We start from the raw sequence: 14,097 nt of genomic DNA, 5'->3' as shown, positions 1-14,097 counted from the left end.
ACAAGAGTCAAACGGGATTAAATATTTTTAATATTAGAGTAAGTAAATAAAAATTTTATAGCTTCAATTTTATCCAATACTGTTGAGAAATTATATCACTTACCCTGCGATTACACATGAGCATGTCTGCAACGATCACTAATGAGACCGGTTTCATTGCTTTCCGGTAACAAGTAAAAGGCAATAACATCATTTACTAAAACCAAAACAGATTATGAAAAAATTTTTCCTCATGATGGGATGCTCTTTGGGCATTCTGGTTTCTAATGCACAAAATGTACAGTCGGGTTTATGGAAACGTACAGACAATGCTGCTTTAAGCACCGAAGTGTTTAAGCACAATTACAAGCCGGAGAATTTTATTACATTTCAACTGAATGAAGCAGGCATGCAATCAGCTTTAAAAAATGCACCTGCTGAAAAAAGTATTGTTGCTGGTATCTCCTCATTAATTTTTCGTGTTCCCAATTCAAAAGGCGAAATGGAAAGCTACCGTGTAGTGGAAGCACCCGTAATGGAACCTGCTTTGGCAGAAAAGTATCCAAATATCAAATCATATGCAGGCCAGGGAATTGAGCATCCGCAATCAACAATCCGTTTTGATATTTCACCCCTCGGCTTTCATGCTATGATCATTTCTCCTGACAGAAAAACGATTTACATTAATCCTGTTGATAAGAGCACTAACTCTTACATTGTTTTCGACAGGGAAAATCTAAATAAAGAACGTCAAACTTTTGACTGTTCTGTGGATGAAGCGGTGAACAGCCAGTTGCAGGCTTCTGTAAAAATTAAAGATGGTGGTATTAGTAACCTGAATGCAAATGATGGAAAGCTACGGCAATATCGCCTGGCGTTATGCACCACCGGCGAATTTTCTACTGCAGCATTAAATGGTGCAACAGGCACAGATGCAGAAAAGAAAGCAATTGTACTTTCTGTTTTAAATACAGACCTTACAAGGGCAAATGCTGTATATGAAAGAGATTTTGGAATAAGAATGGTACTGGTAGCAAATGAAACCAATATTATTTATCTCACTGCATCTACAGATCCATGGTCAAGTTCGTCAGTATGGAACAGCGCCACACAAACCACCTGCGATAACGTTATCGGTAGTGCCAATTATGACGTGGGTCATTTGCTTGCCTGGGTTTCTTCAACTGCAAGCAATAATGGTAATGCCGGCTGTATTGGTTGTGTTTGTAAATCCGGTTCAAAAGGCAGTGGCTTTACGGCTCATACAGATGTGCAGGGAGATCCATTGGTTATTGATTACTGGACACACGAACTGGGGCACCAGTTTGGGGGCAATCACACGTTTACTTTCAGCAGCGAAGGAACTATCGCACAGGTAGAGCCTGGCAGTGGTTCAACTATCATGGGATATGCAGGCATCACAGGTGCAACCGATCTTCAGCCACATAGTGATGATTATTTTAGTGCGATCAGCATTCAACAGATAACAGACTACACACAAACAGGTACAGGTTCGGGTTGTGCTGTGGCAACTTTAACCGGTAATAATATTCCAACTGCTAATGCCGGTGCGGATTTTACGATTCCAAAATCAACGCCATTCATATTGACGGGTTCCGGTTCCGATGCAGATGCTGCCGATGTTCTTTCTTATTGCTGGGAGCAATTAGATGCATATGGTACAAGTTCTAATTCCAACACATACCCAACATCTACAACAACCAAAGGGCCGGTATTCCGTTCCTATTTACCTGTTACAGGAACAAGCAGAATTTTTCCACAGCTAAGTTCAATACTAGATGGCACTAACGCCAATAAATGGGAAGTGTTGCCATCTGTAGCGAGAACATTAAATTTCCGCCTTACGGTAAAAGATAATCATACCGGGGGTGGCGGAAACCAGAGTGATAATATGATCGTTACCGTCAACAGTACATCAGGGCCATTTGCTGTTACTGCTCCTAATACAGCAATAACATGGGCAGCAGGTTCGCAGCAAACTGTTACCTGGAATGTAGCATCTTCCAATGTTACACCTGTTAATTGTGCCAACGTAAATATTCTTTTATCTACAGATGGTGGTCAAACTTTCTCTACCGTGTTAGCTGCCAATACTCCTAATGATGGTTCAGAACTAATAACATTACCATCCATTCAGAATACAACATGCCGTATTAAAGTTGAATCAGTTGGTAATATCTTCTTTGATATTTCAAATACAAACTTTACTATCGGCACACCGCCTGCCTGTGCAGACCCAACGGGCCTTGCTTCTTCCGCAATTACAGCATCTGGTGCAACTGTTAGCTGGACAGCAGTTAGTGGCGCTTCGTCCTATGCAGTAGATTATAAATTGAATTCTTCCTCTACATGGATAAACGCAGCAACAGCCACAACCGCAATATCTGTTAATCTAACAGGTTTAACAGCTTCCAGTTTGTACGATTGGAGAGTAAGAACAAATTGCTCTTCTTCAAACAGTAATTATGTGGCGGCACAATTTACTACAGCAGCAGCTTCTTCCTGCCCGGGCACTTACGATTTAGTAGCAAATGAATCATTCAGTGCTGCCGTTTTAATACCTTTAAACACAGATGTTAAAGGACTCATCAGTACTAACACCGATAATGATTACTACAAATTCACTTTTGTAACAGGTGGCACTATTACGGTGTCATTAACCACGCTTCCTGCAGATTTTGACCTGCGATTATACAATAGTGCACAAACACAGGTAGCTATTTCACAAAACAGTGGTACAATATCTGAAACCATAAACTATACTGTATCTGCCGGCACATATTATGCAAGAGCTTATGGCTATAAAAGAGCAAAAAGCACCACAGTTTGTTATACACTGAAAGTGGCTACAGGTACAGCCGCCAAAGCAGGGATTGCGTTAGCGGGTGATGCATTTAATAAGTTGTATCCTAACCCGGCACAATCTGTACTTAATATCAGTATTACAAAACTGCCTGTCAATGCAGTTATAAAAGTGTTTGATGTTAATGGAAAACAGGTCATGAGAAATACTCTTACACAAAAAGATATACAGCTCGATGTGAAAAAATTAATACAGGGTATGTATTTTATAAAAATAGAAGATGCTTCGGGTGAAGTATTTTACACGTCTAAATTCCTGAAACAATAATATTTTGCTTGTAATCTCCCCAAAAGAAAGGTCGCTGTAAAAAGCGGCCTTTCTTATTTTTACGATACCGGCTTTCAGTTCTCCGGGCATCGTTTGTTGCGTCGCAATCACTTCATCGGCTGGTCAATGAATCAGCTTTTTAAAATGTATGAATCTTATTGTTTTCGTAACCGGTATTTAATTCAACAAAAAAGCGACAATAATAAAGTGCCGCTTAACAGATCTTCGGTACTATAACTATTAAGATACTGCCTGTAACGCTTTCTTCAAATATACTTTTGCCAAATGCCTGCGGTAAGGTTCAGATGCATAGTGATCACTCATGATACTTACACCTGCAGCAGCAGCATTGGTTGCTGCGCTAATTGTTGCATTATCCAATGTTTTGCCTGAAACGGCAGCTTCAGCACCAGCATCACGAAAAGGATTATCACTTACACCTGTAAATGCAATATTCGTTTTGCCATCTGGTGCCCGCATCACTGCACAACCAACAATCGCAAATCTTGAAGCGGGTTGCACAAATTTCTGGTAACTTGTTTTAGTACCCGCAGCAGGAACCGCAATACGGATAGCTGTGATTATTTCTCCATCTTCTAGTGCTGTTGAAAATAAACCGGTGAAAAAATCTGTGGCTTTTATTATTCTTTTACCGCTACTGCTTTGCACCTCAATAGCAGCATCTGCAGCAAGCACCAATGCTGTCCAGTCAGCAGCGGGGTCTGCATGTGCCAGGCTGCCGCCAATAGTACCATGATTACGTACCTGCACATCACCGATCATAGAGGCGCCATCTGCAAAGAATGGTAATTTAGTTTTAATGAGATCATCTTTGGCTATATCGCCATGTGTGGTGCCTGCGCCAATAACAATTTCTCCATTTTCTTCTTTAATGCCTTTTAAGGCAGCAATCCTTGTTATATCAACGAGTTTTGCCGGTTGACTTAAACGCAGTTTCATAGCAGGTAAAAGGCTATGACCACCTGCCAGAATTTTACTGTCGCCTGATAAAGCTGCAATAGCTTCATCAACAGTTGTTGCTCTTTGATAATCGAATGCAACTGGTATCATAATAATTAATAATTAAAAATGAACAATGAATAATTAGAGAACTGAAACACGAATTTTAGCGCACGAATTACACGAATTCCATTTTGTGTTTCTTTGTGTCTTCTTGGTTTCATAGCTGAATATTGTTTTAGCGGTACAAGAGTGCGACGCAACCAAAGCATCATGGATGAACAATTGCACGGTTCATAAAATTCATCTTGTACATAGAACTAATCCTGCATTGCATTCCAGACACGTTCTGATGTAAGTGGCATGCGTATATCTTTTACTTTATGCCCACCACTCCACAATGCATCGATCACTGCATTTACAACTGCTGGCGTAGAACCAATGCAACCGGCTTCGCCTGCACCTTTTACACCAAGCGGATTATGCGGACAGGGTGTAACCTGGCTGCCTGTTTCAAACATCGGGAAATCATCAGCGCGTGGCATGCAATAATCCATATAAGAACCGTTGGTAAGCTGGCCATTATCATCATACTCAGCACCTTCAAATAATGCCTGTCCAACACCCTGCACAACGCCGCCATGTATCTGGCCTTCAACGATCATCGGGTTGATAACATTGCCTACGTCATCTACCGCAACAAAACGTTTCAATTGCACCTTGCCGGTTTCTTTATCTACTTCCACCACGGCGATATGACAACCGAATGGATAAGTGAAATTTGCGGGATCATAGAAACTGCTGAAATCGAGACCCGGCTCTAATCCGGGAGGATATACATGCGGTACATAAGCAGTAAGTGCAATATCACCAAAACTCAATGATTTGTCGGTGCCTTTTACGGTGAATTTACCATCTGTAAAATCAATATCATCTGCACTGGCTTCCAGTTTATGGGCTGCAATCTTCTTTCCTTTTTCAACAATTTTATCAATGCTTTTTACAATAGCGGATCCGCCAACTGCAAGACTTCTGGAGCCATAAGTACCCATACCAAAAGCCACGCTGTCTGTGTCTCCATGAATGATATCAACATCCTCCATGGGAATACCCAGTTTATCTGCAACCACTTGTGCAAAGGTTGTTTCATGCCCCTGCCCATGCGAGTGAGAACCCGTGAAAACACTTACTTTACCGGTTGGCTGAACGCGTACCTGGCCAACTTCAAACAAGCCAGCTCTTGCACCTAGTGAACCAACCACTGCGGATGGCGCAATACCACATGCTTCTATATAGGTAGAGAAGCCAACCCCAATTAATTTGCCATTGCCGGCTGCTTCTTTTTGTGCTTTGCGCACATCCTCATAGCCCAGCATTTTTAAGCCTTTTTCTAACACACCATGATAGTTACCACTATCATATTGTAATGCCACCTGTGTTTGATAACCGGGTTGGTTAACTCCGTCAAATGGTGGAATGAAATTTTTGAAACGCAGTTGAACAGGATCAACATTCATTTCCAATGCGGCAAGATCAATCAATCTCTCCAGTAAATAAGTTGCTTCGGGTCTGCCTGCACCACGGTATGCATCCACGGGAGTTGTATTGGTGAATGTTGCTGTTACATCTACATTGATCTTTGGAGTAGTATATAAACCCTGTAACAAAGTGCCATGCAAATAAGTAGGAACACAACTGCCAAATGTGGAGAGGTAAGCACCAAGGTTGGCATAAGTTTTTACACGCAGGGCAACGATCTTACCATCATTATCAAAGCCCATTTCTGCTTTGGTTACATGATCGCGGCCATGCGCATCCAATTGAAATGCTTCACTTCTTGTGGCAGTCCATTTAATAGGCCGGCCAATTTTTCTGGTGCACCAGGTAAGTAATGCTTCTTCGGTATAATGAAATATTTTACTGCCAAAACCACCGCCCACATCAGGCCCTACTACACGCACTTTATGTTCCGGAAGACCAAGCACGAAAGCGCACATCAGCAAACGGATTACATGCGGGTTTTGTGTACTGGTATATAGAACATATTTATCACTGGTTGCATCATAAGAGCTATTATAACAACGTGGTTCGATTGCATTCGGCACGAGACGCTGGTTTACAAATTCAAGCGATGTAACATGGGCTGCTGCAGCCATTGCCGCATTTACTTCTTCTATGGGGTTACCCAATGCCCAGTCGTAACACATATTATTTGGAACGTCATCATGCACCAATGGAGCGCCGGGTTGTGCAGCTTTAAAAGCATCTACTACACAAGGCAGTTCTTCATATTCCACTACAACAGCTTCTGCCGCATCAACTGCCTGTTCTTTTGTTTCTGCAATAACAAGCGCAACAGCATCCCCTACATGTCTTGCTTTATCAGACACCAGCAATGGATGCTTGGGCTCTTTCATCGTATCGCCATTCTTGAAATTTACCTGCCAGCCGCAAGGCACACCATTTACATCTGCCACATCAGCGCCGGTATAAATAGCTACCACACCAGGCATAGTTTTAGCAGCAGATGTATCCACGCTTAAAATCTTTGCATGCCCATAAGGGCAGCGCACAAAGGATGCATAGGTTTGATGTGGCAATACAATATCATCTGTATAATTACCGCGGCCGGTAATGAATCTTTTATCTTCAACCCGTTTAACGGATTTCCCGATCAATCCATTTGTACTCATACAACAGCCTCCTTTTTATTTTTTTGAGCTGCATGTATTTTATCAGCAGCATATTGCACAGACTTTACAATGTTGTGGTAGCCTGTACAGCGGCAGAAATTACCTTCCAGTGCTACACGTATTTCTTCTTCGGTTGGTTGATCATTGTGTTGCAGCAAATCTGCTGAAGTCATGATCATACCCGGCGTACAGAAACCACATTGCAGACCGTGAGACTCTTTAAATCCTTCCTGCAAAGGATGTAATTCGCCGTTATTGGCAAGCCCTTCAATTGTGGTAATATCGCAGCCCTCTGCCTGTACAGCCAGCATGGTACAACTCTTGGTGGCTTTACCATTTATATGAATGGTGCATGCCCCGCAACTACTGGTGTCGCAGCCCACATGTGTGCCCGTAAGCCGCAGCACATCACGCAGGTAATGCACCAATAGCAATCGTGGTTCAACATCGTGATTGTAATTCACTCCATTGACCTTAACATGAATTTGTATGCTCATGGATCTTTAGTTTTTAAAAATATATGATTAGAATTTTATGATACAAGCTTTCGTTTTTATGGCATCGCCGGTTGCGTCGCAAGCACTTCATCCTCCGGAATTTTATTCAGCAAGTTCCTTTTCCATATTTGTAAAAAACTGCTTACTCAACGTGTTTGCAACACCGCCTAATACACGTTGTCCCATACTAGCCAGCATCCCCGATAATTTTACGTCTCCTTCAAAAGATACTTCTGTTTGTGTGTCTGCAACGGGGGTCAACCCGATTTTTATAGCTGCATTTGCATTGCCGATCTTGCTGTTTTGCTGAACTTTTAGCGTAAAGCCTTTTTCCTGTTCTATATCTTCCATTTGCAGGTTGCCTGTAAAGGAACTGCTCACCGGGCCAAGTTTCATGGAGATGGTAGAGATGTATGAATTGTCGCCGTTCTTTTCCAGTTTGGATATACCCGGAACGATACGCGCAAGCGTATCTGTATTCATGAGCATCTGCCAAACCTTTGCGGGTACTGCATTTACCACATGTTTGCCTGTAAGAAGCATGGAAGAGAGGTTATAAGTGTTAAGAAAGCGTAGCAACGGCCTTATTATGGGCAAGCATTCGTTGCAGCAAATTCAGTATTAAGTTATGAAAAAACAATAACGATTGTATTAAAAATATGAATGATGCTATCATTTTTTACTGCAGCCATGTAAAAGCAGGTGTACAAGTGAGTGACACAACAACCGATGCCATAAAAAACAATGGTCTGCGTACAAAAAATATCATCACACAATAGCCACTTTTTATTAAAAGGGAAATCATAAATTACGCTTTGAAGTATGGCTTATGAAAAAAGCAGCTTTGAATATTAATAAACATTTGCAGATCCGCAAGCTGGAGCAGGTGGTGGAAAACCGCACGGCCTATACACTTGACCAGGCTGAACTGAGTATTTATGAAACGCATGAAACGATTCGTGATGTGGCATTTCAATTCAATATACCCGTACTGGCAAGTATGATAAGAGGGAAGAAAATTATACATATTGATGACAAACCATCTTTTGAATTTTTAGCTGGTGAAAGTATGATTCTTACACCGGGGCAAACCTGCTATATTGATTTTCCCGAAGCAACTCCGCAGGAACCTGTTGAATGTTTGAAGCTTGCCATTTCCCCGGAAAAAATAGCTGCATTTTGCAGCAAGCTAAATGAAAAATATCCCTTAACCGATAGCTTAAATGGCTGGAGTTATAACGCAAATGGCAGCCGTTTTGTAAATGATGCTATGATCAATCAATTGCTAAACAGGCTGGTGCTTATTTGTACAGAAAAAAATGAGGCCAAAGATTTTTTTGCCAACCTGGTACTCCAGGAACTGGTAGTGCGTTTGATGCAGACACAGGCCAGACATACATTGTTGGATAATAGCAAAAAGCATAACACCAGCAATCGCTTTGCACATGTGGCCGATTATATTCAAAAACACCTGCAGGAAAATATTTCAGTAAAAACACTCAGCCGGGAAGCGTACATGAGCGAGCCACATTTTTTCCGATGTTTTAAACAGCAATTCGGGATGTCTCCTGTAGATTATATAAATGAACAACGCATAAGGGTGGCAAAAATGATGCTGCAGGCCGCAGATTATAGTATTACGGAGATCAGTTTTGCCTGCGGTTTCAATAACCTCAATTATTTTCTAAAAATGTTTAAAAGGCGCACTGGTTTAACACCGGCTCAATTCCGCAAATCCCTTCATATTTAAATTTTGATAGGATTGTTCAAGCGTTTTTCTTTTCCGGATTATTAGTTTAGTTTTTGAAAAGAACAGAGATGAAAGAAATTAAAGCGATTATTGATGCTTACAAAGGAATTGATTTTGCAACTACTAAGGCCGCATTGGCAACGGTTGCAAGAGTAGAAGGATCATCATATAGAAGGTCAGGCGCAAGAATGCTTGTACTTGATAATGGTAATTATCTTGGTGGTATCAGCGGTGGCTGCCTGGAAGGCGATGCGTTGAGAAGATCACAAAAAGCAATTGTGCAGGACAAACCTTCCATCATTACTTATGACACAACACAGGATGACGGCGCACAGATAGGTGTTGGTTTGGGATGTAATGGAATTATTGATGTGTTGTTTACACCCCTGCATAAAGAAGATAAAAACAACCCGGTTGAACTACTGTCTGCACTTACAGAAATAAGGAAGCCAAAAGCTGTTGTTTCTATTACATCCGGCACCCAAAAAGATGTTCTTGGCAAAACCATAGTTTATGAAACCCGGGAACAATTCAGTAAAGATTTTCCTTTAGCGAATATTACCGCAGCGGTTGAAGAGGAAATTCATCAATGCTTAAACAAGCAGGCTTCTGTAACCGTTAATTATAATGAAGAGAGTGTAAGAGTTTTCATTGAAGTTTTATTCCCTGTAACACATCTTATTTTATACGGTGGCAACTACGATATCTATCCTATGGCAAGGTGTGCAAGAGAGTTAGGATGGGATGTAACAGTGGTGATGAATATCCAAAAAGCAAACAAAGCACTTTTTTCAATTGGGGCAAAGGTCATTAATAATAAAAGCGAAGAAAATCCTTTGATTGATGCATATTCAGCAGTTGTATTGATGGCGCATGATTACAAAACAGATCTGCAAAATCTGCAAAAAGTACTGGCGACAAACACGAGGTATATCGGTATGCTTGGTCCACGCAAACGAAGCCGGAAAATGTTTGATGTGATGGCAAATGAAGGCAACAGCCTAAATGAAGAAAATATGCAGCGTATCTTTGCTCCTGCGGGTTTGGATATTGGCGCAGCAACACCCGAAGAAATTGCTTTATCTATCTGCGCAGAGATCCGCAGTGTTTTTGCAAAAAGAAATGGCACTAGTCTGCGTTTGAGAGAAGGAACTATTTACGGAAATTCATAAAAAGGGAATAAACATTGCTTACAGATAACCACGGCAGAAAAATAAATTACGTACGGCTTGCAGTAACAGATCGCTGCAATCTACGATGCTTTTATTGTATGCCTGAACATGGTCTTGACTGGCTTTCACGCTCAGAGCTGATGAGCTATGAAGAAATGTTGCGCATCTGTTCTTTAATGGTAAGTATGGGTGTTGAAAAGATTCGCATTACCGGTGGCGAGCCATTTGTAAGAAAAGATATCATGCAATTGCTTACTTCACTTTCAAAGCTGAATGGCTTAAAGCAACTAACACTTACAACGAATGGTGTATTGACTGCACCACATGTTCCTGAACTAAAAAAGATAGGTGTAAAGTCTGTCAATCTTAGTATGGATACACTTGACCGTAACAAATTTTTCACCATCACAAGAAGAGATGAATTACCTGCTGTACTTGAAACGTTGGAACAATTGTTGAAACATGATATTGATGTAAAGATCAATGCTGTGGTGATGGATGGAAAAAATATTGATGACATTATTCCGCTTGTTGAGCTTACAAAAAATCTTCCTGTGAGTGTGCGTTTTATTGAGGAGATGCCTTTTAATGGAGAAGGTAATCATTATTCGCATCTGCACTGGCACTATATGCGCATATTAAGAAAGATACAGGAACAATTTCCAAACATAGAGAAGCTTGTTGATGCACCGCATAGCACTTCATATAATTATCATATTCCAAATCATCGCGGCAACGTTGGTATTATTGCTGCGTATTCACGAACGTTTTGTGGTACATGCAACCGTATTCGTTTAACGCCGCAGGGCATGCTCAATACCTGCTTGTATGACGGCGGTGTATTGAACCTGAAAGACCTTATGCGCAATGGTTTAAGCGATGAAGAGATTGCTCAGCAGTTACTAAATTCAATCAGCCACCGTGCGAAAGATGGTTTTGTGGCAGAGCGTTTAAGAAATGAAAAAGGACCTGTACATGAAAGTATGGCAACGATTGGAGGTTAATTTTTTTATGAACCCAGCTTCATTACTACTATGAAACTTCGTTGCGTCGCACTCTTGTACGTTTAGTTCTTTATTCAGCAATAAAAGTCAAAGAAACATAAAGCCAATTCGTGTAATTCGTCATACAAAATTCGTGTTTCAATTGTTTATTAATTTCGGAACGTACAAGTGAGTGACACAACAGACGATGCCATGAAACACATTTGCTGTACAAAAAATATTTACCATTCACGATCATGATCCAACTGAACGATATTAAACAAATGCTTTTTCAGCAGGGATATATAACTGATGAAAGTGTGGCTATGTCTGTGTTTCTTTCATTGCAATTAAATAAACCATTATTGATTGAAGGTCCTGCAGGTGTAGGAAAAACAGAGATCGCAAAAGTAATGGCGAAAGCTTTGCAAACTGATTTGATAAGATTACAATGTTATGAAGGGCTTGATGCTACACATGCTTTGTATGAATGGAATTATCAAAAGCAATTGCTGCATTTAAAAATGACGGAGCACACATCGCAGAGCATTGATGAAAAAGAGCAAACGATTTTTGGTGATGCATTCTTAATGAAACGCCCATTGCTGCAGGCCATTACACAGGAAAAAAAACCTGTATTGCTGATTGATGAAATTGACAGAAGCGATGAGGAGTTCGAAAGTTTTTTATTGGAAGTATTAAGCGACTGGCAAATAACAATACCAGAAATTGGAACAATCAAAGCAACTAATATTCCACAAGTAATTTTAACAGGCAACAGAACAAGAGAACTAAGTGAAGCATTGCGCAGACGCTGCTTATACCTCTACATAGATTATCCTGATTTTGAAAAAGAATACCTGATTGTAAAGAATAAAGTAAATGGTATTGATGTAAAACTTGCAGAGCAGATCACAAAATTTATGCAACAGTTACGTCTAATGAAACTCGAAAAAGTTCCCGGCATTGCAGAAACGCTTGATTGGGCAATGGCACTTTCTTCATTGCATATTGATTACCTCGATAAAAATATTATTGAACAAACACTTGGTGTTGTTTTAAAAGACTGGCGTGATACAAGACAGGTGCAAATGTCTTTAAGTGATCTGATGGAAAGAATCGGCGTTATTTCCAAATTAGATAATCTTTAAACGATGAAAAATAAGAATTTTATTTTGGTCGTTTTAGTTTCAATTATCTTCTTCTTTCTAGTTAGCACTACATATTACTGGGAAAGTTTTCTTGGGATTTTGGTGATGCCTTCAATATTGATTTTGATTCTTGTTTTTTTCATTCTTTTATTTATTCTTTTTAGGAATATTGCATTTGCAGTAAAAGAGAAATTCAAAGTAAGGGCAAGGATAATTTTAATTTTTATATTAATTACAGTTCTCGGACTTACTGCCTATAAGCCTTCAGGAATAATTGACTTCGATTCTTTGCAAGGCAGGGATTTATTAATCGCAGGCGCAGAAGGCGCTGCAAACTGCACGACAACATTCAAATTAAAAGATAATAACAAGTTCTACGAAAGGAGTATTTGCTTTGGCATAAGTGAAATAAATGGTGAATATTATTTATCAGGTGATACTATTAAATTTAAAAATATAAACTCTCATAGCGTTAAAGATTCTTATGATTTTGCCATTATAAGAACTGCTAAATTCTACAAAAATGAATTTAAAAGGAGCTTGTTATTTTTAGAAATGCGAAGGATACAGTTCCTCAATATCTATCTATTGAAAAAAATGAGCTTCAAATAAAATAGAGCTATTAATGATACAGCGCCAAACATCTCTCTCAAAGAACATTATACAATTCTGTCGCTTTCTGCGGCAGAAAAATTTCACCATAAGCATAGAAGAAGAAGCACTTGCATTGCAGGCGCTGGCATTTATCGACTACAGTAATAAAGATATTTTCAGGACAGCCTTGAAAGCAATTCTATGCAGAAGTCATGCACAGTTGAATGAGTTTGATGAGTTGTTCAATCAATACTGGAAAGAACTGGCAAGTGCGGTTGATTCAAAATTGAAATCTCAACAACAGCCAATTGTAAAACCAACAATAAAAGATGCATCTTTTAAATCATTGAAAGCATGGCTCAATGGCAACCGTAGCGAAGAATTGGAGGAAGTTGCATCATATAGTTTGTATGAAAGTTTATCACAGAAAAACTTTGCAGATGTGCCCGATGATGAAGTAGACGAACTGATGCGTAACATCAAAGCATTATCCAGGAGATTGGCGGCGCATATAAATCGGCGCTATGAAAAAGATAACCGAATTAATCTTCCTGATCTCAGAAGAACATTAAGAAAAAATATGCGGCGCGGCGGAGAGTTATTAGAACTTGCATTTCGTAAACCAAAAAAGAATCGTACAAAGCTTGTCGTGATTTGCGATGTAAGCCGCTCTATGGAATTATATGCAGCTTTTTTATTACAATTCGTGTATGCATTTCAGCAGGTGTATAAACGCGTAGAAACATTTGCATTCAGTACTTCGCTGCAACATATTACACAACTTCTTAAACAAAATGATTTTCATGCAGCCATGCGTGTATTGAGTACGCAGAATGAAGGCTGGAGTGGCGGTACAAGAATCGGTAAAAGCCTGCATGCGTTTGTGAAAGACTATGCAATAAAATACCTTGATAAAAAAACTATTGTAATTATTATGAGTGATGGTTGGGATACCGGCGATATTGATCTTTTACAGCAAAGCATGGAAACTATTCATAACAGAAGTAAAAAAGTGATTTGGTTAAACCCACTGGCGGGCTATTCAGATTACCAACCGCATGTAGCCGGCATGAAGGCTGCATTACCTTTCATTAATGTATTTGCGCCGGTGCACAATGCAGAGAGTTTAAGAAGTTTAAGTAAATGGTTATAATTTTATTTCAATAA

11 protein-coding genes are annotated in these 14,097 nt (G+C 39.9%); 7 read left to right on the top strand and 4 right to left on the bottom strand.

Going from position 1 to position 14,097, the window contains the following annotated elements:
• Positions 1-214 precede the first annotated feature (214 nt).
• Complete coding sequence (locus FRZ67_RS07670) at positions 215-3,130, top strand: reprolysin-like metallopeptidase (RefSeq protein WP_147188985.1); 2,916 nt, start codon at positions 215-217, stop codon at positions 3,128-3,130.
• 240 nt (positions 3,131-3,370) lie between these two features.
• Here FRZ67_RS07670 and FRZ67_RS07665 read toward each other — a convergent pair whose 3' ends face one another.
• From FRZ67_RS07665 to FRZ67_RS07650, 4 genes are all read right to left on the bottom strand, one after another.
• Complete coding sequence (locus FRZ67_RS07665) at positions 3,371-4,201, bottom strand: FAD binding domain-containing protein (RefSeq protein ID WP_147188984.1); 831 nt, start codon at positions 4,199-4,201, stop codon at positions 3,371-3,373.
• Positions 4,202-4,410: 209 nt separating this feature from the next.
• A complete protein-coding gene (locus FRZ67_RS07660; protein ID WP_147188983.1) occupies positions 4,411-6,783 on the bottom strand; it encodes a xanthine dehydrogenase family protein molybdopterin-binding subunit in 2,373 nt (790 codons plus the stop codon).
• Positions 6,780-7,280: a (2Fe-2S)-binding protein gene (locus FRZ67_RS07655; protein WP_147188982.1), complete on the bottom strand. Its 501-nt coding sequence runs from the start codon at positions 7,278-7,280 to the stop codon at positions 6,780-6,782. The genes FRZ67_RS07660 and FRZ67_RS07655 overlap by 4 nt, the downstream gene beginning before the upstream one ends.
• A 102-nt stretch (positions 7,281-7,382) precedes the next feature.
• Positions 7,383-7,823: an SRPBCC family protein gene (locus tag FRZ67_RS07650; RefSeq protein ID WP_147188981.1), complete on the bottom strand. Its 441-nt coding sequence runs from the start codon at positions 7,821-7,823 to the stop codon at positions 7,383-7,385.
• Positions 7,824-8,109: 286 nt separating this feature from the next.
• On the opposite strand from FRZ67_RS07650, the gene FRZ67_RS07645 reads away from it, so the two are divergent.
• From FRZ67_RS07645 to FRZ67_RS07620, 6 genes are all read left to right on the top strand, one after another.
• Positions 8,110-9,030, top strand: coding sequence for an AraC family transcriptional regulator (locus FRZ67_RS07645; protein ID WP_147188980.1), 921 nt, complete (start codon positions 8,110-8,112; stop codon positions 9,028-9,030).
• A 68-nt stretch (positions 9,031-9,098) separates the two neighbouring features.
• Positions 9,099-10,202: an XdhC family protein gene (locus tag FRZ67_RS07640; RefSeq protein ID WP_147188979.1), complete on the top strand. Its 1,104-nt coding sequence runs from the start codon at positions 9,099-9,101 to the stop codon at positions 10,200-10,202.
• Positions 10,203-10,216: 14 nt separating this feature from the next.
• Positions 10,217-11,206 carry a GTP 3',8-cyclase MoaA gene (moaA, locus tag FRZ67_RS07635; RefSeq protein ID WP_147188978.1) on the top strand — a complete coding sequence of 330 codons (990 nt, stop codon included), beginning with the start codon at positions 10,217-10,219 and terminating at the stop codon, positions 11,204-11,206.
• Positions 11,207-11,442: 236 nt separating this feature from the next.
• Positions 11,443-12,336: an AAA family ATPase gene (locus FRZ67_RS07630; protein WP_147188977.1), complete on the top strand. Its 894-nt coding sequence runs from the start codon at positions 11,443-11,445 to the stop codon at positions 12,334-12,336.
• 3 nt (positions 12,337-12,339) lie between these two features.
• Positions 12,340-12,948, top strand: coding sequence for a hypothetical protein (locus FRZ67_RS07625; RefSeq protein WP_147188976.1), 609 nt, complete (start codon positions 12,340-12,342; stop codon positions 12,946-12,948).
• Between the two features lie 13 nt (positions 12,949-12,961).
• Positions 12,962-14,083 carry a vWA domain-containing protein gene (locus FRZ67_RS07620; RefSeq protein ID WP_147188975.1) on the top strand — a complete coding sequence of 374 codons (1,122 nt, stop codon included), beginning with the start codon at positions 12,962-12,964 and terminating at the stop codon, positions 14,081-14,083.
• Positions 14,084-14,097 lie beyond the last annotated feature (14 nt).

Source organism: Panacibacter ginsenosidivorans (assembly GCF_007971225.1).
In the GTDB taxonomy this organism is placed as follows: domain Bacteria; phylum Bacteroidota; class Bacteroidia; order Chitinophagales; family Chitinophagaceae; genus Panacibacter; species Panacibacter ginsenosidivorans.
Note: the sequence above shows the minus strand (reverse complement) of the source record. Positions and strands in the feature narration are given on the sequence as shown.

Bases quoted from the DNA above. Each gene is read 5' to 3' on its own strand.
- FRZ67_RS07655 (WP_147188982.1), bottom strand. From the start codon at position 7,280: ATGAGCATACAAATTCATGTTAAGGTCAATGGAGTGAATTACAATCAC.
- FRZ67_RS07660 (WP_147188983.1), bottom strand. From the start codon at position 6,783: ATGAGTACAAATGGATTGATCGGGAAATCCGTTAAACGGGTTGAAGAT.
- FRZ67_RS07670 (WP_147188985.1), top strand. From the start codon at position 215: ATGAAAAAATTTTTCCTCATGATGGGATGCTCTTTGGGCATTCTGGTT.
- FRZ67_RS07665 (WP_147188984.1), bottom strand. From the start codon at position 4,201: ATGATACCAGTTGCATTCGATTATCAAAGAGCAACAACTGTTGATGAA.
- FRZ67_RS07620 (WP_147188975.1), top strand. From the start codon at position 12,962: ATGATACAGCGCCAAACATCTCTCTCAAAGAACATTATACAATTCTGT.
- FRZ67_RS07625 (WP_147188976.1), top strand. From the start codon at position 12,340: ATGAAAAATAAGAATTTTATTTTGGTCGTTTTAGTTTCAATTATCTTC.
- FRZ67_RS07650 (WP_147188981.1), bottom strand. From the start codon at position 7,823: ATGCTTCTTACAGGCAAACATGTGGTAAATGCAGTACCCGCAAAGGTT.
- FRZ67_RS07645 (WP_147188980.1), top strand. From the start codon at position 8,110: ATGAAAAAAGCAGCTTTGAATATTAATAAACATTTGCAGATCCGCAAG.
- FRZ67_RS07640 (WP_147188979.1), top strand. From the start codon at position 9,099: ATGAAAGAAATTAAAGCGATTATTGATGCTTACAAAGGAATTGATTTT.
- FRZ67_RS07630 (WP_147188977.1), top strand. From the start codon at position 11,443: ATGATCCAACTGAACGATATTAAACAAATGCTTTTTCAGCAGGGATAT.